Origin of the sequence: Rhodococcus sp. YH1, assembly GCF_009939605.1 — a bacterium.
Classification (GTDB): Bacteria; Actinomycetota; Actinomycetes; order Mycobacteriales; family Mycobacteriaceae; genus Rhodococcus; species Rhodococcus aetherivorans.
In genome coordinates, this window is the sequence record NZ_WVTE01000239.1 from 15,162 (window position 1) to 39,595 (window position 24,434).

A 24,434-nucleotide genomic window follows, 5' to 3' on the forward strand; every position below is an offset into this window, starting at 1 on the left:
TCACGGCGGCGGGCCCGAATCCCCGATACCGATGTTAGCCTTGCCTTTCTCTCTGCCGGGTCGAAAGGATTCCCGTGACCACTCGCACGAGACGGGCCGCTGCCGCCGTCGCCGTCGCCGCACTGACCGCGCTGCCCGCCTGCGCCGCCGACGACTCCGCCGGTGGGTCGCCCACCTCCTCCGCCGCGACGACGTCCGCGGCCGGCCCCGCCGCCGCGGCAACCGAGGGCGAGCTCGAAGCGGTGCTGACGACGTTCTTCGACCCGGCGGTGCCGGCGGCGGACAAGGCCGTGGTGGTCGAGGACGGCGACGACCGGGGCGCGCTGCTCGAGCAGTTCAACGGGGTGCTCGCCGGCTACCCGCTCACCGCCGACGTCGAGTCCGTGAACGCCGTCGACGACGACACGGTCTCGGCAACCGTGCAGGTCACCGGTCCGCACGGCGGCGCCCCGATGCCGCTGACGTTCGAGCGGGAGGACGGCACCTGGCGGCTGGCGGACGAGAGCACCTGCCAGGTCCTGGCGATGGGGTCGCTGAACTGCTCGTGACCGGGGCGGCTCGGCCGCCGTGCGGATCAGGCGGCTCGGCCGCCGTGCGGACCGGAGCGGTCAGCCCTTGCTGGGCCGGCGCTGCGGCTTCGGTGTGACGGTGCCCTCGGCGAGGCGGCGGGCGCTGACCAGGAACGCGGTGTGCCCCTGCATCCGATGCTCCGGACGCACGGCCAGGCCGACCACGTGCCAGCCGCGCACCATCGACTCCCACGACCGCGGTTCGGTCCAGCAGGTCTGCTCACGCAGCGCCTCGACCACCTTCGACAGCTGAGTCACCGTCGCCACGTACACGATCAGCACCCCACCGGGTACCAGCGCCTTCGCCACCGTCGGCAGCGCGTCCCAGGGGGCCAGCATGTCCAGCACCACCCGGTCGACCGGACCGTGCCGGTCGAGGTCGTAGTCCGCGACGTCGCCCACCGTGAGATCCCAGTTCCCGGGACGCTCCCCGAAGAACGTCTCGACGTTGCGCACCGCGTGCTCGGCGTGGTCGTCGCGCACCTCGTAGGAGATCACCCGGCCGGTCGGCCCCACGGCCCGCAGCAGCGAACAGGTCAGCGCACCCGAACCGGCGCCCGCCTCGAGCACCCGGGCGCCGGGGAACACGTCGCCCTCGTGCACGATCTGCGCGGCGTCCTTGGGGTAGATCACCTGCGCCCCGCGCGGCATGGACAGCACGTAATCGGTCAGCAGCGGCCGCAGCGCCAGGTAGGGGGTGCCGTTGGTGGAGGTGACGACGCTGCCCTCGTCCGTGCCGATGAGCGCGTCGTGCAGGATGCCGCCGCGGTGGGTGTGGAACTCCTTGCCCGCCTCGAGCACCACCGTGTACTTGCGGCCCTTGGCGTCGGTGAGCTGCACCCGGTCACCGACCTCGAACGGTCCGCTGCGCCCGAGTCCACCTGCTGCCATCGCCGTATCCACCTTCGTCCGCTCCGCCGGTACCGACACCGTGTCGGTCCCGGGCCATACCCTGCCAGGTGTGAGCACAGCCGCGACGACGCCCCCCACCGACGACCGGCCCGCGGCCCCGCGGACGCCGGCGCTGTCGCCGTCGCGCGCCGCCGACTTCAAACGCTGTCCGCTGCTGTACCGGTTCCGGGCGATCGACCGGATCCCCGAGGTCCCGTCGCGGGCCCAGCTGCGCGGCAGCGTCGTCCACGCAGCCCTCGAGGCGCTGTTCGCGCTGCCGGCCGCCGAGCGGCGGCCCGGACCCGCCGGCGAGCTGGTGGCACCGGCGTGGCAGCGGCTGCTCGAGGAGGCACCCGACCTCGCCGACGTGATCGGCCCGGGCGAGCGCGACCGGTTCCTCACCGAGGCCCGCGCCCTCGTCGCCCGCTACTTCGCACTCGAGGATCCCACCGGGTTCACCCCGCAAGCGTGCGAGCTGCGCGTAGAAACCGAACTGGACGACGGGCTGCGGCTGCGGGGCTTCGTCGACCGGATCGACATCTCCCCCCAGGGGCTGGTGCGCGTGGTCGACTACAAGACCGGCCGGGCACCCCGCGAGACCGGCGAGGCGGCAGCGCTGTTCCAGCTGAAGTTCTACGCGCTGATGGTGCTGCGCACCCGCGGGGTGGTACCGGCGCGGCTGCGGCTGCTGTACCTGGCGGACGGACAGGTACTCGACTACACCCCCGACGGGGACGAACTGCGCCGCTTCGAGGGCACCGTGCGCGCCCTCTGGGCGGCCGTGCGCACCGCGACCGACGCACGGGACTTCCGGCCCAACCCGGGGCCGCTGTGCCGGTGGTGCGATCATCGGGTGCGGTGCCCGGAATTCGGCGGCACCGCCCCGCCCTATCCGGGCCGGCCGGACGAGCCCGCCGGCGCGGCCCGTCCCGAGGAGGAAACGAGCGAGTGAGCGACGCGGCGTACTTCGTGCCGATCGACGGCGGCCCCGGCGACGGGGGCACTGCCGTCGAACGGTTTCGGCCCACCGCCCATACGGTCAGCACGTGGGCACCGACGATGCAGCACGGCGCCCCGCCGTCGGCGCTGCTGGCCCGCGCCCTCGAACGCTGCGGCCGCCGCCCCGACGCCCGACTGACCCGCATCTGCGTCGAACTGCTCGGCCCGGTGCCGCTGACCGAGATCGAGGTCCGCACCCGCATCGACCGCCCCGGCCGCAAGGTCGAACTCGTCGTCGCCGAGCTGTGGGCCGCCGGCCCCGACGGCACCCCCCGAGCGGTGGCCCGTGGCACCGCCTGGCGCATGCAGACCGCCGACCTGCCCGAGGTCGCCCACGCCGCGGACGCGCCGCTGCCGCCGCCGGCGCAGGGCGTCGTCGAACACCCCGGCTCGGCGTTCTGGCAGACCGGATTCGTGCGCACCCTGGACTGGCGCACGATCACCCCGATCGGGGCGCCGGGGCCGTCGGCGGCGTGGCTGCGCACCGACCTGGCGCTCGTCGAGGGCGAGGCCCCGACCCCGGTCCAGCGGCTGTTCACCGTCGCCGATGTCGCCAACGGCGTCGGTTCCAAACTCGACCCCGCCGTCTGGACCTTCCTCAACACCGACCTGACGGTGCACCTGTTCCGGGAACCGGTCGGCGAGTGGGTCGGCATCAGCGCCGAGACGTCCACCGGCCCGGACGGGGTGGGCATGACCGCCGGGGTGCTGTACGACGAGGACGGCGCCGTCGGACGGATCGCGCAAACCGTGCAGGTCCGCCCCCGCTGACCCCGCCGCGGGTACCGATCACCGGGCGGGCGCCCGCGGACCGTGCCACACTCGACCGGACATTTCGGTACCGGACATTTCGGTCGGCACCAGGGGAGGACGACATGCCCGCGACCGGTCCCCACCGCAGAGCCCGCGCCGCCACCGCCGCGCTGCGCACAGCACCGTGGTGGACGTCCGTGCTCCTCGGACTCGTCTGCCTGCTGCTCGGCCTGCTGCTCACGACGAGACCGCTGACCTCACTGTCCGCGCTGGGCCTGCTCATCGGCCTGGCCGCGATCACCGCCGGCACCGCCGACCTGCTCGCCGCGTACCGCTCCCACGCCGGGGCGGCGGCGACCGCCACCGCCCTCGCCTGGATCGGGTTCGGCATCGCCGTCCTCGCCTGGCTCGGCCGGGCCCTGGATCTGCTCGCCCCCGCCGTCGCGCTCGCCCTCGTCGTCGGCGGCGCCCTGCGTCTGGTCCGCGCCGCCCGCGGCGACCTCGACGAGCGACTCACCACCGCAGTCCTCGGCCTCGCCGACATCGTGTTCGGTGTCCTCGCCTGGCGCTGGCCCGACGTCACGGTCCTCGTCGTCGCCTTCCTGTTCGGCATCCGCACCGTGTTCTTCGGCCTCGCCCGCATCGGCGACGGACTCGCCGCCCTCGACGACCGCACCCCCGGACCCACCCCGACGGCGCCCCGCCGCACCCCTGCCCGGTACCGGCGACCGGCCGTGGCGGTTTTCGCGCTGCTCGTGGCCGTCGCCGCAGCCGGCGTGGCGGTCCGCCTGCGCGCCGGCTCCCCCGTCGTCGACGCGTTCTACACCGCACCGCACCGGATGCCCGATCATCCCGGCGCGCTGCTGCGCGCCGAACCGTTCACCCGCGCCGTCCCCGACGGCGCCGAGGCCTGGCGCATCCTCTACACCACCACCCGCGACGACGACCAGCCCGCCGTGGCCAGCGCCCTGGTCGTGGTCGCGAAGAACGCCCCGCCCGGACCTCGACCGGTGATCGCCTGGGCCCACGGGACCACCGGTTTCGCCGAACCCTGTGCGCCCACCCTCCTCGACGACCCGCTCGGCGCCGGCGCCCTGCCCGCCGAGTCCGCGCTCCTCGACCGCGGCTGGGCCCTGGTGGCCACCGACTACGTCGGCCTGGGCACCGCAGGCCCGCACCCGTACCTGATCGGGCAGGGCGAAGGACGCTCGGTGCTCGACGCTGTGCGTGCGGCCCACCACCTCGACCACCTCGACCTCGCCGACCGCACCGTCGTCTGGGGGCACTCTCAGGGCGGGCACGCGGCCCTGTGGGCGGGGCTGCTCGCCCCCACCTACGCCCCGGACACACCCGTCGCCGGGATCGCCGCGATGGCCCCCGCCAGCGACACCGTCGCGCTGACCACCGGACTCGACACCGTTCCCGGCGGCAGCGTGTTCGCCTCGTACGTCCTCGCCGCCTACACCGCGGTCTACGACGACGTCGACGGCGACACCTACGTCGGGCCCGCCGCCCGCACCCTCGTGCGCGAGATGGCGACAAGGTGCCTGTCCGAACCCGCCGTCTACGTCTCGGTCCTGTCGGCACTCTCGCTCAGTCGCGACCGGTCCGTGCTGCGCACCGACCCCACCACCGGACCCCTCGGCCGCCGCCTCGCGGAGAACGTCCCCACCGGCACGACGGCCGTGCCCGTCCTGCTCGCGCAGGGCGCCACCGATTCCCTCGTCACCGCCGCCGTGCAGGACGGCTACGTGCGCGACCGCTGCGCCGAGAACTGGGCCCTGGACTACCGCAGCTATCCCGGCCGGGACCACCTCGGGCTCGTCGCCGAGGACTCCCCGCTCGTACCCGAACTACTCACCTGGACCGAACAGCGTCTCGCCGGCATCGCCGCCCCCGGCACCTGCCCCGGGCGCTGACGCGCCGGACGCTCGGCCGCGGCTACTCGGCGCCGCGCATCGCGCGGCACGACCGGATGTCCGTCGCCAGGATCGCCCGCGCCCCGATCTCGGCGAGCCGATCCATCACCGCGTTGTGACCCTTGCGCGGCACCATCGCCCGCACCGCCACCGACGAGTCGTCGGCGAGCGGTGAGATCGTCGGCGACTCCAGACCCGGAGTGATCTGCACCGCCTCGTCGAGAACCGGCTTGGGGCAGTCGTAGTCGAGCATCACGTACTGCTGCGCGAACACCACGCCCTCGATGCGGGCGACGAGCTGGTTGCGCGCCGAATCGCCGCGGCTCGCGCCCTCCTGCTCGATCAGCACACCCTCCGAGTCGCACAGCGACTCCCCGAACGCCACCAGATCGTGCTGGCGCAGCGTCCGGCCGGAGCCGACGACGTCGGCGATCGCGTCGGCCACCCCCAGCTGAATGGAGATCTCCACCGCGCCGTCGAGGCGGATGACCGTCGCCTCGATCCCCCGCGCCGTCAGATCACGGCGGACCAGGTTGGGGTACGACGTCGCGATCCGCAGGCCGGCGAGGTCCTCGATCTTCCAGTCCCGGCCCTTCGGCGCCGCGTAGCGGAAGGAGGAGTACCCGAACCCCAGAGCGAGCCGCTCGGTGACCGGCGCCGCCGAATCCAGCGCCAGGTCACGGCCGGTGATGCCCAGATCGAGCTCGCCGGAACCGACGTAGATGGCGATGTCCTTCGGGCGCAGGAAGAAGAACTCGACGTCGTTGACCGGGTCGATGACGGTCAGGTCGCGCGAGTCGGTGCGGCGCCGGTATCCGGCCTCGCGCAGGATTTCGGCGGCGGACTCGGACAGCGAGCCCTTGTTCGGAACTGCGACGCGCAGCATGGACGGTCCTTTCGGCAACGGTGCGAAGAGCAGGGAAGGAACAGGCGGAAGGTCTCGCGGGCACGACGGCCGGCCCCGGGGCGGCTGCCCGACGGCGAGCCGTCACAGATGCCCGACGGCGAGCCGTCACAGATGCCCGACGGCGAGCCGTCACAGATGCTTGTAGACGTCCTCGAGCTTCAGACCCCGCCCGACCATCAGCACCTGCACCCAGTACAACAACTGCGAAATCTCCTCCGCCAGCTGCTCGTCGCTCTGGTATTCGGCGGCGATCCACACCTCGCCGGCCTCCTCGATCACCTTCTTGCCCTGCGCATGGACGCCGGCGTCCAGGGCGGCAACGGTGCCGGACCCCTCGGGACGGGTGACGGCACGCTCGGACAGCTCGGCGAACAGGGAATCGAAGGTCTTCACGGGGGTTCATTGTTTCATGACCGCGGCGTGCTCCCGCACCCAGTGCCGCGACCGCCCCGGGCGCCCGGCCCGGACCGTCAGAACTCGAGGGCGAGGCCGCTGTCGAACCGGCGGCGCCGCCCGGTGCGCGGATCGTCGAACTCGACGGTCCGCGCCAGCAACCGCAGCGGATCCGAGAAATCGTCCGGCGCGCGGCGCCGGAACCGCGGATAGAAGTTGTCCCCGACGATCGGCGCCCCCAGCGAGCTCAGGTGCAGCCGCAGCTGATGGGTGCGCCCGGTCCGCGGATGCAGCCGGTACCGGGCCAGGTCCCCGCGCCGGTCGAGCAGCTCGATCCGCGTCTCGGAGTTCGGCTCGCCGGGCTCCTCCACGGCCGTGAGCTCGCCGTGCCGCTTACGGATCCGGCTGCGCACCGTGCGGGGGAACTCGAGTCCCGGCCGGTACGGGGCGATCGCCTCGTACACCTTGCGCACCCGCTGCCGCTCGAACAGCTGCTGGTACGGCCCCCGCAATCCCGGATCGGTGGTGCACAGCAGCACGCCCGCCGTCATCCGGTCCAGACGGTGCACCGGAACCAGGTCCGGCAGCCCGAGTTCCCGGCGCAGCCGCACCACCACCGTCTCCCGGATGTGCGCGCCCCGCGGGATCGTCGCCAGGAAGTGTGGCTTGTCCACGACGAGGAGCCCCTCGTCGCGGTGCAGGACCGTCACCGGGAACGGCACCGGCACCTCCGGCGGCGGCTCCCGGTAGAAGTACACGAACCGGCCCGGCTGGTACCGGGTCTGCGCGGTCACCGGCCGGCCGTGCTCGTCGACGAGCTCACCGGCCGCGACGTGGCGGTGCCAGTCCTCGCCGGGCTCGGCGCCGCGCAGGAACCCGAGGATCGTGGGGGCGGGATCGGTGACGGGCAGCCGCAGCCGGTCCGGGCCGAGACCGTCGCGTACCGGCAGCGGCGACGCAGCCACCGTCAGGGCCCGACCGGGTCCGGCACGCACGCCTCGCACACCAGGCTCAGCTCCCGGCCGTTGACGTCCGGGTGGTTGCGGTAGCGCGAGGTCGGCGCCCGGCACAGCGTGCACCGGCCCAACACCGCCGCCGCGTCCGAGAACTCGACGTTCGTGCGGCCGTCGAAGACGTACAGCGAACCCTCCCACAGCCCGTCGTCGCCGAACGTCTCCCCGTACCGGACGATGCCGCCGTCGAGCTGATACACCTGCTCGAACCCGCGGTTGCGCATCAACGCGGACAGCACCTCGCAGCGCACCCCGCCCGTGCAGTAGGTCACCACCGGACGTGACTTGAGGTGGTCGTAGCGGCCGCTGTCGAGCACCGACACGAACTCGCGCGTGGTCCCCACATCCGGCACGACCGCCCCGCGGAACCGGCCGATCTCCGCCTCGAACGCGTTGCGCCCGTCGAAGAACACCACCTCGTCGCCGCGCTCGCCGATCAGCTCGTGCAGCCCGTGCGGCGACAGGTGCACCCCACCACCGACCACCCCGTGCTCGTCGACCTTCAGCTCGTGCGGCGCCCCGAAGGTCACGATCTCCGGCCGTACCCGCACCGACAGGCGCGGAAAATCCCGCCCGGTGCCGTCCGACCACTTGATGTCGGCGTCGGCGAACGGCGCGTACGCGCGGGTGCCGCGCACGTACCGCTTGACGTCGGCGATGTCGCCCCCGACGGTGGCGTTGATGCCGTGCTCGGAGATCAGGATGCGACCGGTGAGATCGTTCGACGCCGCCAGGGTGTGCTGCCACAAGCGGATCGCCTCCGGATCGGCCAGCGGCGTGAACCGGTAGAACAACACGATCTTCGGGATCGCCACCTCAGCACGCCCCCGGCAGGTGCAGCGCGTGCAGGTCCGCGACGGTCAGCCCGTCCAGGGTCTCGCGGAACACCCGCCGCGGCGAGGTCGGCACCTCCGTCAGCGACGGCACCACCAGCACCGTGCAGCCCGCGGCCTCCGCCGCCGCCGCCCCGGTGGGCGAGTCCTCCACCGCCAGGCACTGCGCCGGCTCGAGCCCCAGCAGCTGCGCCGCCCGCAGGTACGGAGCCGGATCCGGCTTGCCGGCCGGCACCTCGTCGCCGCACACCGAATGGTCGAAGTGCTCGCGCCCGAGCGTGTCCAGGGCGAACTCGCACAACGTCCGGTCGGTGTTGGTGACCAGCGCCGACCCGAGCCCGGCGGCGCGCACGGCCCCCAGCGTCCGACGCGCCCCGGGCCGCCACGGCAGCCCCTGCGCGAACAGCTCCCCCATGCGCCCGTACAGCCACGTCTTCGCCGCGGCCAGGGCGTCGGGATCCGGTTCGAGGTCCAGCGACGCGAACACCGTCCGCAATGCGAACGCGCTCGACGCCCCGATCGTCGCCCGCCGTGTCTCGTCCGCCATCGGCCCGCCCAGGCGCAGCGACAGCTCCCGGATCCCGATGTCCCACAGCGTTTCCGATTCGAGCAGGGTGCCGTCCATGTCCCACAGGACGGCCCGCAGCGTCGACGTGGTCACCGCACTAGACATTGAAGTACTTCGCCTCCGGGTGATGCAGGACGAACGCGTCGGTGGACTGCTCCGGATGCAGCTGCAGCTCCTCCGACAGCTCCACCCCGATCCGGCCCGGTTCGAGCAGCTCGACCAGCTTGACGCGGTCCTCGAGATTCGGGCACGCCCCGTACCCGAACGCGAACCGCGCCCCGCGGTAGCCGAGCTTGAAGAACTCGGCCACGTCCGCCGGATCCTCCTCGGCCAGGGTGTGACCGCCGGCGAGCACCAGCTCCTCCCGGACCCGCCGGTGCCAGTACTCGGCCAGCGCCTCGGTCAGCTGCACACCGATGCCGTGCACCTCCAGATAGTCCCGGTAGGAGTTCGACGCGAACAACTCGTTCGCGAAGTCCGCGATCGGCTGCCCCATCGTCACCAGCTGGAACGGCAGCACGTCCACCTGCCCCTCGGCCCGCGCATCCGCCCGCGACCGCACGAAGTCGGCGATGCACAGGAACCGGCCGCGCTGCTGCCGCGGATACGTGAACCGGTAGCGCTCGGCGGCATCCGGATGCGGCTCCGCCAGCACCACCACGTCGTCGCCCTCCGACACCGCCGGGAAGTACCCGTACACCACCGCAGCGTGCGCCAGGATCCCCTCGGTGGACAGCCGGTCCAGCCAGTACCGCAGCCGCGGCCGGCCCTCGGTCTCCACCAGCTCCTCGTACGTGGGACCGTCCCCGGTGCGCTGCCCGCGCAGCCCCCACTGCCCCAGGAACAGCGCCCGCTCGTCGATCAGGCCGGCGTAGTCGGCCAGCGCCACCCCCTTGACCACCCGGGTGCCCCAGAACGGCGGGGTGGGCACCTCGAGGTCGGCGGCCACATCGGAGCGCTCCGGGACCTCGACCGGCGTCTCGGCGGCCTTGCGCTTCTCCGCGATCCGCCGCGACCGCTCGTGCCGGGCCTTACGCTCGGCGGCCTTCTCCCGCGCCGCGATCGCCTCCGGGCTGTCCGCCGCCGGGCCCTCGCCGCGCTTGACGGCCATGACCCGGTCCATCAGATGCAGGCCCTCGAACGCATCACGCGCGTAGGACACCTGCCCCTCGTAGATCTCGGCCAGGTCGTTCTCCACGTAGGAGCGGGTCAGCGCGGCACCCCCGAGCAGCACCGGGAACCGCTCCGCCACCCCACGATGGTTGAGCTCCTCGAGGTTCTCCTTCATCACCACGGTCGACTTCACCAACAGCCCGGACATGCCGATCACGTCGGCGTTCTTGTCCACCGCCGCGTCCAGGATCGTCGCGATCGGCTGCTTGATGCCGAGGTTGACCACCTCGTAGCCGTTGTTGCTCAAGATGATGTCGACGAGGTTCTTGCCGATGTCGTGCACGTCGCCCTTGACGGTGGCCAGCACGATCCGGCCCTTGCCCTCGTCGCCGGTGGACTCCATGTGCGGCTCGAGATGCGCGACCGCCGCCTTCATCACCTCGGCGGACTGCAACACGAACGGCAGCTGCATCTGCCCCGAGCCGAACAGCTCTCCGACCGTCTTCATCCCCGACAGCAGCGTGTCGTTGATGATCGCCAACGGCGGGGTCGTCTGCATCGCCTCGTCCAGATCCGCCTCGAGCCCGTTGCGCTCGCCGTCGACGATCCGCCGCTCGAGCCGCTCGAACAGCGGCAGCGCGGCCAGCTCCTGCGCGCGGGACTCCCGCGACGACGCCGCCGACACCCCCTCGAACAGCGCCATCAGCTTCTGCAGCGGGTCGTAACCCTCGCGCCGCCGGTCGTACACCAGATCCAGCGCCGTCTCGCGCTGCTCGTCCGGGATCCGCGCCATCGGCAGGATCTTCGACGCGTGCACGATCGCCGTGTCCAGCCCCGCCTGCACACACTCGTGCAGGAACACCGAGTTCAGCACCTGCCGCGCCGCGGGGTTCAGGCCGAACGACACATTCGAGATGCCCAGGGTGAAGTGCACCCGCGGATGCCGCCGCTTGATCTCGCGGATCGCCTCGATCGTCTCGATGGCGTCCCGGCGGACCTCCTCCTGACCGGTGGAGATCGGGAACGTCAGGGCGTCGACGATGATGTCCTCCTCGCCGAGCCCCCATCTGCCGGTCAGATCCGCGATCAGCCGCTCGGCGATGCGCACCTTGTGCTCGGCGGTGCGGGCCTGGCCCTCCTCGTCGATGGTCAACGCCACCACCGCGGCGCCGTGCTCGACGACGTGCTCCATGATCCGCTCGAACCGCGAACCGGGGCCGTCGCCGTCCTCGTAGTTCACCGAGTTCACCGCGCACCGGCCCCCGAGATGCTCGAGGCCGGCCCGGATCACGTCCGGTTCCGTCGAGTCGATCATGATCGGCAACGTCGACGCCGTCGCCAGCCGGCCCGCCAGGTCCGCCATGTCGACGGCGCCGTCGCGGCCCACGTAGTCCACGTTCAGATCCAGCAGGTGCGCGCCGTCGCGGATCTGGTCCTTCGCGATGTCCAGGCACTTCTGGTGGTCCCCGGCGAGCATCGCCTCCCGGAACGCCTTCGACCCGTTCGAATTGGTGCGCTCCCCGATCATCAGGATCGACGAGTCCTGCTCGAACGGCACCGCCGAGTACAGCGACGACACGCCCGGCTCCGGCCGGGGGCCGCGCTCGGCGCGCTCGGTCGCGTGCACCGCCTCGGCGACCTGCCGGATGTGCTCGGGGGTGGTGCCGCAGCAGCCGCCGACCAGCGCCAGACCGAACTCGGCGACGAATCCGCTCAGCGCCTCCGCCAGCTCTTCCGGCGTCAACGGGTACTCGGCGCCGTTCGCTCCCAGCACCGGCAGGCCCGCGTTCGGCATCACCGACACCGGCAACCGGGCGTGCTTGGACAGATGCCGCAGGTGCTCGCTCATCTCCTCCGGGCCGGTCGCACAGTTCAGCCCGATCAGATCGATGCCCAGGGGTTCGAGCGCCGTCAGGGCCGCCCCGATCTCGCTTCCGAGCAGCATCGTGCCGGTCGTCTCCATCGTCACGTGGGTGACGATCGGGATGCGCCGGCCCGCCCGCTCCATCGCGCGGCGGCTGCCGACGATCGCGGCCTTCGCCTGCAGCAGGTCCTGACAGGTTTCGACGAGGATGGCGTCGGCGCCGCCGTCGAGCATGCCCAGCGCCGACTCGGTGTAGGCGTCGCGCAGCGTGGCGAACGGGGCGTGACCGAGGGTGGGCAGCTTCGTGCCCGGACCCATCGAGCCGAGCACGAACCGGCCCATGCCGTCCGGGCCGGGACCCATTTCGTCGGCCACCTCCCGGGCCAGGCGGGCGCCGCGTTCGGACAGGTCACGGATGCGATCGGCGATGTCGTAGTCGGCGAGATTGGGCAGGTTGCAGCCGAAGGTGTTGGTGGAGACGGCATCCGCCCCGGCCTCGAAGTACGCCCGGTGGATCCCCCGGATGACGTCGGGCCGGGAGTCGTTGAGAATCTCGTTGCACCCCTCGAGGCCGCGGAAGTCGTCCAGACTCAGATCCGCGGCCTGCAACATCGTGCCCATCGCCCCGTCTCCCACGACAACGCGCTGCGAAAGCGCATCGAGCAAGGCAGAGTGCAATGGGGTGGACATGCGTTCCAGACTAGTGGGCGGCCCGTCCGGCTCTCGCCGTAGGCTGGACAGGTGAGTGCAAGCGAGTTCGCCGAGACCCCGGAACCGGACGTGCCGACCCTGCGTGACCCGGTGCTGGTCGCCGCGTTCGAAGGGTGGAACGACGCCGGGGACGCGGCCAGCGGCGCCGTCGAACACCTCGAGCTCATCTGGGACGCCGAACCGTTCGCCGAACTGGACTCCGAGGACTACTACGACTACCAGGTCAACCGCCCCATGGTGCGTCTCGTCGACGGCGTTACCCGCGAGATCGAATGGCCCGCCACCCGCCTGTCGGTGTGCTCACCCCCCGGCAGCGACCGCGACGTGGTGCTGCTGCGCGGCATCGAACCCAACATGCGCTGGCGCAGCTTCTGCGACGCCATCATCGAGCTCGCCGACGAGATCGGCGTGCACACCGTCGTCATCCTCGGCGCCCTGCTCGCCGACACCCCGCACACCCGGCCCGTCCCCGTCACCGGCACCGCCTACAGCACCGACGCCGCCAAACGCTTCAACCTGGAAGGCTCCCGGTACGAGGGCCCCACCGGCATCGCCGGGGTCCTGCAGGACGCGTGTGTCCGCGCCGGCGTGCCCGCCGTGTCGTTCTGGGCCGCCGTCCCCCACTACGTGTCGCAACCCCCCAACCCCAAGGCCACCGTCGCGCTGCTGCGCCGTGTCGAGGACGTCCTCGACCTCGAGGTGCCTCTCGGCGAACTGCCGATCCTCGCCGAGGAGTGGGAACAGACCGTCACCGCGATGACGGAGGACGACGAGGAGATCGCCGAATACGTGCGGGCCCTCGAGGAACGCGGCGACGCCGAATCCGACATCTCCGAGGTCATCGCCAAGATCGACGGCGACGCCCTCGCCGCCGAATTCGAACGCTACCTGCGGCGACGGGGCCCCGGCGGCTTCACCCAGTGAGCGCGGCACGCGCCTCGCTGCAGCGTGCCGCCCTCTACGCCGGAGGATTCCTCGGACCCTTCGGCGGTGGAGTCGTGGCGTCCGTGCTGCCGGAGATCGGCGCGGCCACCGGCGTGAGCGCCGGCGCGGCCGCGAGCACGCTCACCGCGTACCTCGGGCCGTTCGCGCTGACCATGCTCGTCTCCGGCACCCTCGGGGCACGGTGGGGACGGGTCCGCACCGTCCGCACGGCGTACATCGCCTACACCTGCGCGTCGCTGGCGTCCGCGCTCGCCCCCACCCTCGGGCTGCTGCTCGCGTCCCGCGCGTTGCAGGGCGTGGCCAACGCCTTCACCACCCCGCTGCTGCTCGCCGCGCTCGCCGCGATCGTGCCGCGGGCGCGGCTGGGCCGCGCCCTGGGCCTGTTCGGGGCGATGCAGGCCGCCGGGCAGACCTCGGCCCCGCTCGTCGGGGGCCTGGCCGCCGAGGTCGACTGGCGGTGGGCGTTCGTCGTGATCGCCGCCGCCGCCGCCGTCCTCGCCGTGATCGGGCTGCCCGAACAGCTGACCGCCCCCACCGGAGAGCCGCCGCCGCGGCTGCGCGACGCGCTGCGCCCCGACGTGTTGCGCATCGGTGTCGTTGCACTGCTCGGCTGGGGCGCCCTCGGCGGCCTGAACTTCCTGCTCGCCTTCCGCGCCGAGGACGTCTTCGGCCTGACCCCCACCCAGCGGGGCCTGCTCCTGACCGGATTCGGGGTCGCCGGCATCCTCACCGCCCGCCGCGTCGGCACCCTCATCGACCGCATCGGCGCCCGCCGCACCGTCCTGCTCGGCGCACTCGCCGGCGCCGCCCTCGTCGTCGTCGCCGGCACCGCCGGACTGCTGTGGCTGGTCGCGGCCGCCTGGTTCGTCGCCGGCATCGCCTCGCAGTGCGTGCTCGTCGGTGTCAACGCCGCGGTCCTCGGCTCCCGGGGCCGCAACCGCGGCGGCGCCGTCTCCGTGGTGCAGGCCTTCCGGTTCTCCGGCGGCGCCGTCGCCCCGCTGGCGCTGACGCCGCTCTATGCCGCGGCGCCGGTCGCGAGCTTCGTCGTGCCCGCCCTCGTGCTCGCCGTCGTCGCCCCGCTGGCGATGCCACGCCGCGACACCGCCCCCGGCTGACACCCCCACCCCGGCGGCGGTGAGCACTTCCTGACCGCCGCGTAACCCCGGTGCCGCCGATCCGTCACCGCCCCCGGCAACCCTGGACGCATGACCCCAACCGCGTCGCACCCCCACGGCCCGCGCCGACGGCTGCTCGTCGTCGGCAACGGGATGGCCGGCGCCCGCACCGTCGAGGAGATCCTCGCGCGCGGCGGCCGGGACCAGTTCGAGATCACGATGATCGGCGACGAGCCGTACGGCAACTACAACCGGATCATGCTCTCCCACGTGCTGGCCGGCCAGGCCGACGTCGACGACGCCGAACTCGTCCTCAACCCCATGAGCTGGTACCGGGAGAACGGAGTCACCCTCCACGCCGGCGACCGCGCGACCCACCTCGACCGGTTCGGCAAGGTCGTCACGTGCGAATCCGGCCGGCAGGTCCCCTACGACCTGCTCGTCGTCGCGACCGGGTCGAACACCTTCTTCCCCAACATGGACGGCCTGCGCGAACCCGACGGCCGGCTCGGCCGCGGCGTCTTCGGCTTCCGCACCCTCGCCGACACCAACGGCATGCTGCAGATGGCCGACGCCCACGACGACGTCCGCGCCGTCGTCGTCGGCGGCGGCCTGCTCGGCCTCGAAGCCGCCTACGGGCTGCGCACCCAGGGCCTGACCGTCGCCGTGGTGCACTCGCCCACCCACCTGATGAACCAGCAACTCGACGAACGCGGCGGCCGGGTGCTGCGCACCGAGATCGAGAAGCTCGGCATCACCGTCCACACCGGTACCCGCACCACTGCCGTCCTGCGCGACGACCACAGCCGGGTCACCGGCGTGCAGTTCGCCGACGGCACCGTCGTCGACACCGACATGGTCGTGGTCACCGCCGGCATCCGCCCCAACACCGAATTCGCCCGTGCCGGCGGCATCGTCGTCGAACGCGGCATCGTCGTCGACGACCAGATGCGCTGCGAAGAGGAGTCGAGCATCTACGCCGTCGGCGAGTGCGCCCAGCACCGCGGCGAGGTGTACGGCCTCGTCGCCCCGGTATGGGAGCAGGCGGTCGTCCTCGCCGAGCACCTCACCGGTGCGAATGCGCACGCCGCCTACCAGGGATCCCGCACCAGCACCAAGCTCAAGGTCGCCGGCATCGACGTCGCCTCGATGGGGGTCAAGGAACCCGAGCACGAGGACGACGAGTTCGTCCAGTTCTACGATCCGCGCAGCGGCATCTACAAGAGCATCGTCGTGCGCGACGGCCGGCTCGTCGGCGCGATGCTGCTCGGCGACGTGAGCAAGGCCGCCACCCTCGCCCAGGCCTTCGACGGCAAGCTCGAGATCCCGGCGGACCGCGCGGCGCTGCTGTTCGACCTCGGCGACCCGCAGGGCGCCGACGTCGCCGCCGATCTGCCGGACGAGACCCAGGTGTGCAACTGCAACGGCGTCAGCAAGGGCGACATCGTCGCGTGCGTCCACGACGGCGCCGACACCCTCGTGCAGGTGTGCGCCCGCACCCGCGCCGGGAAGGGCTGCGGCTCGTGCAAGGGCCTGGTCGCCGACATCGTCGCCTGCGCCGCCGGCGGCGCCCTCGCCGAGGACCCCGCCGCGAACTGGTACGTGCCGTGCATCCCGCTCGCCAAACCGGACCTGATCGCCGAGATCCGCCGCCGCGACCTGCGCGCGGTCTCCCAGGTCTTCGCCGAACTCGCCACCGGCGGTCGCGAGGATGCCACTGCCAAGATGCCGCTCGCGTCGCTGCTGCGTACCGTGTGGGGCCCCGACTGGGTCGACGAACGGGGTGCGCTGTTCATCAACGACCGTGTCCATGCCAACATCCAGCGCGACGGCACCTTCTCCGTGGTGCCGCAGATGAAGGGCGGGGTCACCACCCCGGACCAGCTGCGCCGCATCGCCGACGTCGCCGACAAGTACGGCGTGCCCATGGTCAAGGTCACCGGCGGCCAACGCATCGACCTGCTCGGCATCCGCAAGGAGGACCTGCCCAAGGTGTGGGCCGACCTGGACATGCCCTCCGGATACGCCTACGGCAAGAGCTTCCGCACCGTCAAGACCTGTGTCGGCAGCGACTTCTGCCGGTTCGGTCTCGGCGACTCGACCGCCCTCGGCATCGCGCTCGAGGAGCGCTTCCAGGGGCTCGAGACACCCGCCAAGCTGAAACTCGCCGTGGCCGGATGCCCCCGCAACTGCTCGGAGGCGCTGTGCAAGGACTTCGGCGTCGTCGCGGTCGGCGACGGCCGCTGGGAGATCTACGTCGGCGGCGCCGCCGGCGCCCACGTCCGCAAGGGCGACCTGCTCGCCACCGTCGGCTCCGGCGAAGAAGTCCTCGCCCTCGCCGGCCGGTTCATCCAGCACTACCGCGAGAACGCCAAGTGGCTCGAACGGACCTACGACTTCGTGCCCCGCATCGGTATCGACCGGCTCCAGGCACTGCTGGTCCGAGACGAGGAGGACATCGTGACCGGACTCGACGAACGCGTCGGCACGGCCGTGGCGGGATACCGGGACCCCTGGCTCGAACGGACCACCCCGAAGTCGCCGGCGCAGTTCAGCCCCGCGCTGCCGTTGCTCCCGCTGCCGCAGGTGCCGGTCCGATGACCACGACCGAAAGCCGGACCACCGCAATGGAGTACGCGGTCGGCGCGTTGACCGACCTGACCCCGGGCGAAGGCCGCACGTACACGGTGGGCGGACGGCAGATCGCCGTGTTCCTGCTCGGCGACGGCGCCGTCCGAGCCCTGGACGCGGTGTGCCCGCACCGGGGCGGACCGCTCGCCGACGGACAGATCGACGACGACCTCGTCGTATGCCCCCTACACCAGTACGCGTTCGTGTTCGACACCGGCCGATGCACCGCGCCCGGCATCGACCCGGTCCGCACCTACCCGGCGCGCGTGCACGACGGGCGGATCGTCGTCACCGTCGGGTGAGCGAGGGGTGGCTGTCGCGCCACCAGCAGAACACGTACAGCGTCAGAGCCGCGACGAGGGCGGTGACCACCCACATGGTCACCGCCACGTCGACCCACGACCCGATCGGCGGTGAGCCCGGCAGGATGCCCCGCAGCGGCACCACCGCGAACAGCATCGCCGCCATCCACGCCAGCATGTCGGTCTCCACCGCGCGGCGCCGCCGGAACGTCTGTACCGCGACGAACGCGGCCAGGACCGCGAGGACAACCATCATCAGCAGCAGGATCGCCGCGTACACGAGAGTGCCTCCGGTGCGCGTGAACACCACCTCGGTGCCGTCGACGCCATCGGGAAAGCCGAGCTCCGGAGCGGCGACGACGGTCCCCTGGTCGATCGCCCACCCGTCGATGCGGCCGTCGATCAACACGTCCGACGGCACCGGTTCTCGCTCCGACCCCTCCCCCACATCGGCCTCCACGACGACCGGCGTGACATCGAAGGTGTCGAACGGCCAGCGGATCGCCTGGCCGCGCGCAAGCAGTTCCACCGGGTAGCCGACGGGCACGGAATGGGCCGGGAAGAACAACTCCGACTGTGAGACGGCCGGCACGAGCAACACACTCAGCGGCACGGCGAGCGTGGCCCCGTTCGCATCGAGAAACGAGTCCCCGGGATAGATGGTGACCTCCGCATGCACCCGGTCGACCGTCGGCTGCAGCGACTTCATCGTCACCACCACGAGCACCGAGTCGGCATCGACGTCAACCGGCCGCCATTCCCGCGACTCGTGCGTGCTCACCCCGAACAGGACGAGTACGCCCAGGTATGCGGCCGTCACCGCCGCCCCGAGCGACACCAGCAGAGTCCGGTGAGACGGGCGATTCGGACGTGGCGCAGGCATTCCCGGACTGTAGCCCGCTGGGCCGCCGCCGCCGCGTTTGTTCTTGGCGTATTTGGGTGCGGTCTTGTCGTGAAGTGAGGGTGATTTCGGTATTTTCTTTATTTCCGTCAGACTCAGAATATGGATACTACAAAGCGCCAGTCGAGAGCAGGACCCCTCAACTCACCCCAGCCGGCGGCCCGACCCCCTCCTCACGCGTCCGTTCCGCCGTTCCGTCTCCCCCGATCGAATCGGGTTGCCCTCCGGATCAAGATGTCGTGGTGGGGTGCGTGTCGCGGTCTCCTCCCCTGGCCGGGTCGGCCGGATGGCGGTGTGTTCGTGAATTGAAGAGCTTCCGTGTCGTACCGATTACCTATTGTGAAGACATGACAGCATCCGCCCAGCCCACAGAACCGGTCGACAGCGCGCTGGGGCCCCGCCCGGAGCGCCCCATCGACATCTACCGTCGCTCGATCGCCGTGGTGGAAGCGTGTCTGCCCCTGGGCTGGACTGCCACGTCCGACCGCCCCCGCTCCCCTGCCGCCCCCGAGCGCATCCTCGTGACCGCACCCGACGGCGAGTCGGTGTCGTACGCCGTCATCGCGTCCCGCGGAGTGCTCAGCGGGGACGTCGCGCGCATCGCCGCCGAACTGTCCGAGTCCGACCGGGGATTCGTGTGCGCGCACTACCTTTCCGATCCGGTGCGGCGCCAGCTCGACCAGCACGGCATCTCGTACTCCGACGCGACCGGGAATCTCACGCTCGTCGCGTCCCGGCCGGCGATCTGGGTGCGCAACCGGGGCGCCGACGCCGACCCGTGGCGCGGGCCCGGCCGTCCGTCGGGCGTGCTCACCGGTGAACCGTCCGAGCGAGTCGTCCGGGCACTTGCCGACTTCACCGGCGAGATGTCGGTGCCGGAACTGATCCGGCTGTCGGGCGCCTCCACCGGCGCCACCTACCGTGTCGTCGAGGTACTCGGGGAGCGGGAGCTGATCCGCCGCATTCCGCGCGGTCCGATCACCATGGTGCACTGGGAGAAGATGCTGCGAGCCTGGGCAGCGGACCGCAAACCCTGTACCACAAGGGGGTTCGCCGCACCGGACGGCGTCGGCACCGTACGGGCCGATCTCTCCGAACCGCTCGACCTGAGCTATGCGATCACCGGCCTCGGCGCCACCGACTACGCGGCCGCCGATCTTCTCGAGGTGTACGCCGACGACCCGGATGCATTCGCCCAGGCACTCGGTCTGCGCCCCGTCGATCGCGGAGCCGACGTCGTGGTGGCCACGCCGTGGTCGTCGGTGGTGTTCGAGCGGATGCAGCGGCGCGATGGCCTGCGCTTCGCGGCACCGTCCCAGGTCTATGCAGACCTGCTGGCCGGACCGTTCCGCAACCTGAACGCCGCCGAACATCTACTGGCGGCGCTCACCGCCGACCAGAGCGCCTGGCGCCGACCCGTCGGTCGCACCTGACCGCGGTCAGAGGCCCAGCGTGGTGACGGCATTGCCGACGAGTCCGGCGTGCTGGCGGCTGTAGAGCGCCACCATCCGCTCGTCGGAATGCCCCGTCTGCGTCATGATCGTCTGAGTCGTGGCTCCGTTGCGGACGGCTTGGGTGACGAACCCGGCGCGCAGGCTGTGCCCGCCGAGCGTGGCGACCACCTCGGCGGCGAACCCGGCCTGCCGCGCCCGCCGCTGGATCATCGAGTGCACCGACTGCCCGCTCAGGGCACCGCTCCCGACGGCACCGGTGCGGTGGATCGTGCGGAACAGGGGCCGCTCGGCACGCCCCTCCCCCGGCGCCACACCGCGGCAGCAGTGCTCGTCGCCGGCGGCACGATCGTCGGTCAACAGCTCCCGGACCGCCGCCCCACCGTCCGCGTCCCACACGTCGAGCACCTCGCGCCAGCGCCGGTAGGCGCACACCGGACAGGTCCGCGGATCGCGGCCGTACGGAAGCGTGACGGTGCGTCCGCGTGCGTCGCGGTCCGCCTTCGATCGGCGGATCGTCACGTACAGCCCGTCGGACCGATGGGCGACGACGTCGGAGGTGGTGAGGGCGGACAGCTCCGACCGCCGCATCGCGCCGGCCAGTCCGAGCAGCAGCAGGGCGGAGTCGCGGCGCTCGGCTACGCGGTCCGGCCACTCGGTGGCGCCGGCGCGCATCGCTCCGACGATCGCACGGATGTCGTCGGTGAGCAGTGGGGTGCGGCGTGCCGGGGGCGTCGCACGGGTCCGCCGGATGCCGCGCACCACGTCGCGCACCGCCTCGTGGTGTCCCGGTTTCGGCAGGCCCGCGAGGGCGTGCACCTTGTTGATCGTCGCGACCCACCGCGCGAGGGTCGACGGGGCGTAGGCCCAGCGCCCGTCGGGTCGAAGCTCGCCCGCCTTCTCGGTCAGGTACCAGCCCACGAGTTCGGGTGGCGCCGGTAGCGGCACGTGGCCCACGGCGTCGCACCACCGGGCGAACTTGCTCCAGTCGCTGGTCAAGGCCGCTCGGGTGTTGTCCGACGCGGCCTTGGCTCGGAGTCGGCGCATCGCCTCCTCCACCCCGGCGGGAAGTACCGGCGTGGAGATCGACGCCTCGAGGGACGCGTTGCCCGGCAACTGATTCGTCACGGTGACACCACTCCTCATGCCGAGTCGACCGCCTTCGCGGAACGGACGATACGCGCCTCGGCCGGAAACCCCGCCTCGGCGACGCCGATCAGCGCGGCGCGCCCGGCTCGGGCGCGCCGCGCGAGGGACCGGTCCGTCGCGGTTCACACGCCGCAGCGGGGGTCACCCTCCGCGAGTTCGGGCACGCGCGCTTGCGACCGGGCCGGGAACCGTTCCCGGTAGGCGTCGACCGCCCGGCGGGTCTCCTCGGCGACCAGGTCGGCGTTGATCTGGGCAGCGGCGGCCGCGCCCGCCGCTGCGGCCGCGCCGACCTGGGCGGCCGGATCGGTGACGTTCCCCGCCACCCACACTCCGGGGACGTCGGTGCGGCCGGTTGCATCCGCGGGGATGTGCTCTCCGACCCCGGCCGGGTGCTCCACGGCCCGCAGGCCGAGCGCCGCGAGGAAACCGGCGCGCGCCACCATCCGCGGCGCGACCACCAGCGCCTCCCGGGCGATCGTCCCGCCGTTGCTCAGCCGCACCCCGGTGAGGCGGTCGTCGACGATCTCCACGGCGGTCACCTCGCCGTCGACCACCCGGACGCCACGGGCGACCAGCTGCTCCGCCTGCTCGGCGGCAGGCGCCGGCGCGGTGTGGGTGAAGAATGTGACGTCGGCGCTCCACTGCCGGAACAGCAGGGCCTGGTGCACCGACATGGGTCCGCTCGCCAGCACACCGATGGCCCGGTCGCGGACCTCCCAGCCGTGGCAGTACGGGCAGTGCAGCACGTCTCGCCCCCAGCGCGCCCGCAGACCGGGCACGTCGGGAAGCTCGTCGACCAGCCCGGTGGTCACCAGCAGCCGGCGGGCGCGGGTCACCCGGCCGTCGGACAGGGTCACCTCGAACCCGCTCTCGCGGCGGGTCACGGCGGTCACGTCCGCGTGCACCACGTCACCGCCGTAGCCGCGGACCTCGTCTCGGCCGCGGCCGAGCAGTTCGGCCGGCGGGATCCCGTCCCGGGCCAACAATCCGTGCACGCCCGCAGCCGGAGCGTTGCGTGGGGCGCCCGCATCGATGACGACCACCGACCGCCGCGCCCGGGCGAGCATCAGCCCCGCATTCAGCCCGGCAGCCCCGCCGCCGCTCACCACCACGTCGTATTTGTTTCCGAGCAGATCGCTCATCTCGATCACCTCCACGACGACTATGCGAGCCGACGGGAAGAACACGCAACGTTGTTTGCCGATATGGCAAAGCGTGGGGCATGGACGACCTCGACCGAGCGCTCGAGACGGTCGGGCCCCGGCTTCGCGCGCTGCGGCGCAAACGCGAGACCACGTTGGCCGATCTCTCGGCGGCGACGGGCATTTCAGTGAGCACCCTGTCCCGACTCGAGTCCGGCACCCGCCGACCGACGCGCGAACTGTTGCTGCCCCTGGCCCGCGTGCACGGGGTGATGCTCGACGAGCTGGTGGGCGCCCCACCGACCGGCGACCCGCGGATTCATCTGCGTCCGATCACTCGTCACGGCATGACCATGGTGCCGCTCACCCGGCGCGCCGGCGGCATCCAGGCGTACAAGCTGGTGATCCCCGCCGACAGCGGCCGTGGGGAACCGGATCCCCAGACCCCTGAGGGCTACGAGTGGCTCTACGTCCTCAACGGACAGCTGCGACTCGTCCTGGGTGAGCACGACCTGGTTCTCGTGCCCGGGGAGGCGGCCGAGTTCGACACTCGCGTGCCGCATTGGTTCGGCGCCGCCGATGCCGAACCGGTCGAGTTCCACAGCCTGTTCGGCAAGCAGGGCGAACGGGCGCACCTTCGTGCACGACCGGCCTCGAAAATCGTTCCGCACCAGCCTGATCCGTAGCCGGGCACCCGGTGCGCCCCGCCCCGGCGGTGGGCCCGGAAGGGCCGACGGGCCACCGCCGAGTCCGTCGCGGCACCCTCCCCACTTTTCGAACCCCCCGCACCCCTGACTCACCATAAGGGGGAGTTATGACGATCAAGCCAACCCATGCATATGTGCGTACCTCTGCCTTTCCCGAGCAACGATTGGACCGATTGCTCGTAACGTTTCGAGTTTCGCATCGCCTCCCTACCTCTTGAATTGGCATTACTATATTTAATTCATTTCATTTCATAATTATTTTCATTTCGTGATACGTACGGATAACCCGGATGAACACTCCGGAGTCCATATCGGGCCCGCGAAGGCCCGGGCGGAACGCCCCCTCTCCTCGTGGGTGTGGCGGATGGTTTCGCTCGAGAAGCGATTGGGATGGAGTATTCGGTAAATTATCGTATTCCGTATGGATCCGATTCCGTAACCGTGTTTCGGCCCCTTCCCCCACCTGATAGATATGGCTGCAACCACTGCCCGAGACGAGGACTCCGTGAACGAAGCGAGCACCGGCGAATCCCTACCCGACGAGCGCCCGAAGCCGGGACGACCGCGGAAGTACGCGTCCGCCGCCGACCGGGTCCGGGCCTACCGGGAACGGGAACGACAGAAGAGGGAGGCGGCCTCGCTGGCCGAGCCGACCACTCCCCCGGGCCCGGCCGAAGCAGCCACCAACCTGGCGTCCGCCGTCGCCGCACTCCGCACCCTGAGCGCGACGACGCTCGAGCAGTACAGCGCCGTCGCCGCGCAGATCACCGCCGCCGTCGACAAGCTCACCGACCCGGACGCGCTCGAGGCGCAGATGAACCGGGCCACCACGGAACTGGCGAAGGTGAAGGCGGACGCGGACGCCAGGATCGCCCGCCTGCGCGAGCAACTCGCCCAGGCGACCGAGGACCGCGACAACGCGGAGGCCGCCGTCGAGGCCGTCGACCGGGAGCTGGCGGACGCCCGCGCGGCGCACGACACCCGGATCCGGGAACTGGAGACCGCACATCGCGACGAGTCGACGCGAGCGGCCCAAGAACACGCGGACACCCTGCGCACCTGGCAGGAACGCATCGATGCCACCGCGGCCGCGCACGCCGCGGAGCTCGCCGACTACCGGTCGACCGTCACCACCCAGCAACAGCAGCTCGCCCGGCTCGAATCGGAACTCGCGACCCTGCGTGACGATCTGGTGCACACCCGCGCCGCCGCGGAGAAAGAGGCAGCCACGGCCGCCTCGGCCACCGCCCGGCTCGACACCGATCTCACCGCGGAACGCGCTCGCGTCGAGAAGCTGCGCGGCGCCCTGGAAGAGGCCCGCATCGCGGCGGCGGCCGCCCAGGCCGCCGAGACCGCGGCCCGCGACCGGGGCGACGAACTTCGGGCCGAGATCGTCGACCTGCGCGGCGAGCGGGATCGGCTACGGGTCGACCTCACCGCGGCGCGCGCCGCAGCGGCCGAGTCCCGCCACGAGGCGGACACGACGCAGACGGCGCCGGCCGAGAGCTGACCGGGCGGCGGGATCCCCGACCCCGGCGGCGGCCGGACGCCCATGAAG

At 71.8% G+C, this 24,434-nt stretch carries 21 protein-coding genes; 11 read left to right on the plus strand and 10 right to left on the minus strand.

The window, feature by feature from the left end:
* The first annotated feature begins 74 nt into the window (after positions 1–74).
* On the plus strand, positions 75–548 hold the full coding sequence (locus AIIKEEIJ_RS22125) for a hypothetical protein (protein WP_072635273.1): 474 nt from the start codon (positions 75–77) through the stop codon (positions 546–548).
* 60 nt (positions 549–608) lie between these two features.
* Here AIIKEEIJ_RS22125 and AIIKEEIJ_RS22130 read toward each other — a convergent pair whose 3' ends face one another.
* Entirely contained in the window at positions 609–1,460 is an 852-nt protein-coding gene (locus tag AIIKEEIJ_RS22130) for a tRNA (adenine-N1)-methyltransferase (protein ID WP_029543751.1), read from the minus strand.
* 70 nt (positions 1,461–1,530) lie between these two features.
* Between AIIKEEIJ_RS22130 and AIIKEEIJ_RS22135 the strand changes: the two genes are divergently transcribed.
* The 3 genes from AIIKEEIJ_RS22135 to AIIKEEIJ_RS22145 all read left to right on the plus strand — a co-directional run bounded on the left by AIIKEEIJ_RS22135 (position 1,531) and on the right by AIIKEEIJ_RS22145 (position 5,131).
* Entirely contained in the window at positions 1,531–2,412 is an 882-nt protein-coding gene (locus tag AIIKEEIJ_RS22135) for a PD-(D/E)XK nuclease family protein (RefSeq protein WP_161996568.1), read from the plus strand.
* Positions 2,409–3,230, plus strand: coding sequence for an acyl-CoA thioesterase domain-containing protein (locus AIIKEEIJ_RS22140; protein ID WP_161996569.1), 822 nt, complete (start codon positions 2,409–2,411; stop codon positions 3,228–3,230). The genes AIIKEEIJ_RS22135 and AIIKEEIJ_RS22140 overlap by 4 nt, the downstream gene beginning before the upstream one ends.
* 104 nt (positions 3,231–3,334) lie before the next feature.
* Entirely contained in the window at positions 3,335–5,131 is a 1,797-nt protein-coding gene (locus AIIKEEIJ_RS22145; RefSeq protein ID WP_161996570.1) for an alpha/beta fold hydrolase, read from the plus strand.
* 22 nt (positions 5,132–5,153) lie between these two features.
* On the opposite strand, the gene hisG is transcribed toward AIIKEEIJ_RS22145, so the two are convergent.
* From hisG to metH, 6 genes are all read right to left on the minus strand, one after another.
* On the minus strand, positions 5,154–6,017 hold the full coding sequence (hisG, locus tag AIIKEEIJ_RS22150) for an ATP phosphoribosyltransferase (protein ID WP_006931171.1): 864 nt from the start codon (positions 6,015–6,017) through the stop codon (positions 5,154–5,156).
* Between the two features lie 150 nt (positions 6,018–6,167).
* Positions 6,168–6,431 carry a phosphoribosyl-ATP diphosphatase gene (locus tag AIIKEEIJ_RS22155; RefSeq protein WP_003937712.1) on the minus strand — a complete coding sequence of 88 codons (264 nt, stop codon included), beginning with the start codon at positions 6,429–6,431 and terminating at the stop codon, positions 6,168–6,170.
* A gap of 77 nt (positions 6,432–6,508) precedes the next feature.
* Positions 6,509–7,396 (minus strand): pseudouridine synthase, encoded by an 888-nt coding sequence (locus AIIKEEIJ_RS22160; protein ID WP_168580577.1) that lies wholly within the window; start codon positions 7,394–7,396, stop codon positions 6,509–6,511.
* Between the two features lie 2 nt (positions 7,397–7,398).
* The gene (trhO, locus tag AIIKEEIJ_RS22165; protein WP_006931162.1) at positions 7,399–8,259 is read right to left on the minus strand and encodes an oxygen-dependent tRNA uridine(34) hydroxylase TrhO; all 861 of its coding nucleotides are present in this window, start codon (positions 8,257–8,259) and stop codon (positions 7,399–7,401) included.
* Position 8,260: 1 nt separating this feature from the next.
* Positions 8,261–8,950: an HAD family hydrolase gene (locus AIIKEEIJ_RS22170; protein WP_065922552.1), complete on the minus strand. Its 690-nt coding sequence runs from the start codon at positions 8,948–8,950 to the stop codon at positions 8,261–8,263.
* Complete coding sequence (gene metH, locus AIIKEEIJ_RS22175) at positions 8,943–12,512, minus strand: methionine synthase (protein WP_029543737.1); 3,570 nt, start codon at positions 12,510–12,512, stop codon at positions 8,943–8,945. The genes AIIKEEIJ_RS22170 and metH overlap by 8 nt, the downstream gene beginning before the upstream one ends.
* 51 nt (positions 12,513–12,563) lie before the next feature.
* Between metH and AIIKEEIJ_RS22180 the strand changes: the two genes are divergently transcribed.
* The 4 genes from AIIKEEIJ_RS22180 (at position 12,564) to AIIKEEIJ_RS22195 (ending at position 17,526) form a co-directional block, all read left to right on the plus strand.
* Positions 12,564–13,457, plus strand: a complete 894-nt coding sequence (locus AIIKEEIJ_RS22180) for a PAC2 family protein (protein WP_072635267.1) — start codon at positions 12,564–12,566, stop codon at positions 13,455–13,457.
* Positions 13,454–14,593: an MFS transporter gene (locus AIIKEEIJ_RS22185; RefSeq protein WP_102800576.1), complete on the plus strand. Its 1,140-nt coding sequence runs from the start codon at positions 13,454–13,456 to the stop codon at positions 14,591–14,593. Before AIIKEEIJ_RS22180 ends, AIIKEEIJ_RS22185 begins: the two co-directional genes overlap by 4 nt.
* Before the next feature lie 90 nt (positions 14,594–14,683).
* Entirely contained in the window at positions 14,684–17,194 is a 2,511-nt protein-coding gene (gene nirB, locus AIIKEEIJ_RS22190; RefSeq protein WP_161996572.1) for a nitrite reductase large subunit NirB, read from the plus strand.
* Positions 17,191–17,526: a Rieske (2Fe-2S) protein gene (locus tag AIIKEEIJ_RS22195; RefSeq protein WP_006931155.1), complete on the plus strand. Its 336-nt coding sequence runs from the start codon at positions 17,191–17,193 to the stop codon at positions 17,524–17,526. The genes nirB and AIIKEEIJ_RS22195 overlap by 4 nt, the downstream gene beginning before the upstream one ends.
* Here the strand turns inward: AIIKEEIJ_RS22195 and AIIKEEIJ_RS22200 are convergent.
* Positions 17,513–18,409 carry a DUF4436 family protein gene (locus AIIKEEIJ_RS22200; RefSeq protein WP_238406522.1) on the minus strand — a complete coding sequence of 299 codons (897 nt, stop codon included), beginning with the start codon at positions 18,407–18,409 and terminating at the stop codon, positions 17,513–17,515. The two genes, AIIKEEIJ_RS22195 and AIIKEEIJ_RS22200, sit on opposite strands and share 14 nt — an antisense overlap.
* 365 nt (positions 18,410–18,774) lie before the next feature.
* On the opposite strand from AIIKEEIJ_RS22200, the gene AIIKEEIJ_RS22205 reads away from it, so the two are divergent.
* A complete protein-coding gene (locus tag AIIKEEIJ_RS22205; RefSeq protein ID WP_029543732.1) occupies positions 18,775–19,860 on the plus strand; it encodes a hypothetical protein in 1,086 nt (361 codons plus the stop codon).
* A 6-nt stretch (positions 19,861–19,866) separates the two neighbouring features.
* Here AIIKEEIJ_RS22205 and AIIKEEIJ_RS22210 read toward each other — a convergent pair whose 3' ends face one another.
* Entirely contained in the window at positions 19,867–20,925 is a 1,059-nt protein-coding gene (locus tag AIIKEEIJ_RS22210; protein WP_202917443.1) for a tyrosine-type recombinase/integrase, read from the minus strand.
* A 224-nt stretch (positions 20,926–21,149) separates the two neighbouring features.
* Entirely contained in the window at positions 21,150–22,169 is a 1,020-nt protein-coding gene (locus tag AIIKEEIJ_RS22215; protein WP_202917429.1) for an FAD-dependent oxidoreductase, read from the minus strand.
* Positions 22,170–22,249: 80 nt separating this feature from the next.
* Here AIIKEEIJ_RS22215 and AIIKEEIJ_RS22220 point away from each other — a divergent pair, with 80 nt between their 5' ends.
* Together AIIKEEIJ_RS22220 and AIIKEEIJ_RS22225 are read left to right on the plus strand one after the other, a co-directional pair.
* Positions 22,250–22,855 (plus strand): helix-turn-helix domain-containing protein, encoded by a 606-nt coding sequence (locus tag AIIKEEIJ_RS22220; protein WP_161996574.1) that lies wholly within the window; start codon positions 22,250–22,252, stop codon positions 22,853–22,855.
* A gap of 526 nt (positions 22,856–23,381) precedes the next feature.
* Positions 23,382–24,386, plus strand: coding sequence for a hypothetical protein (locus AIIKEEIJ_RS22225; RefSeq protein WP_161996575.1), 1,005 nt, complete (start codon positions 23,382–23,384; stop codon positions 24,384–24,386).
* The last annotated feature ends 48 nt before the right edge of the window (positions 24,387–24,434 follow it).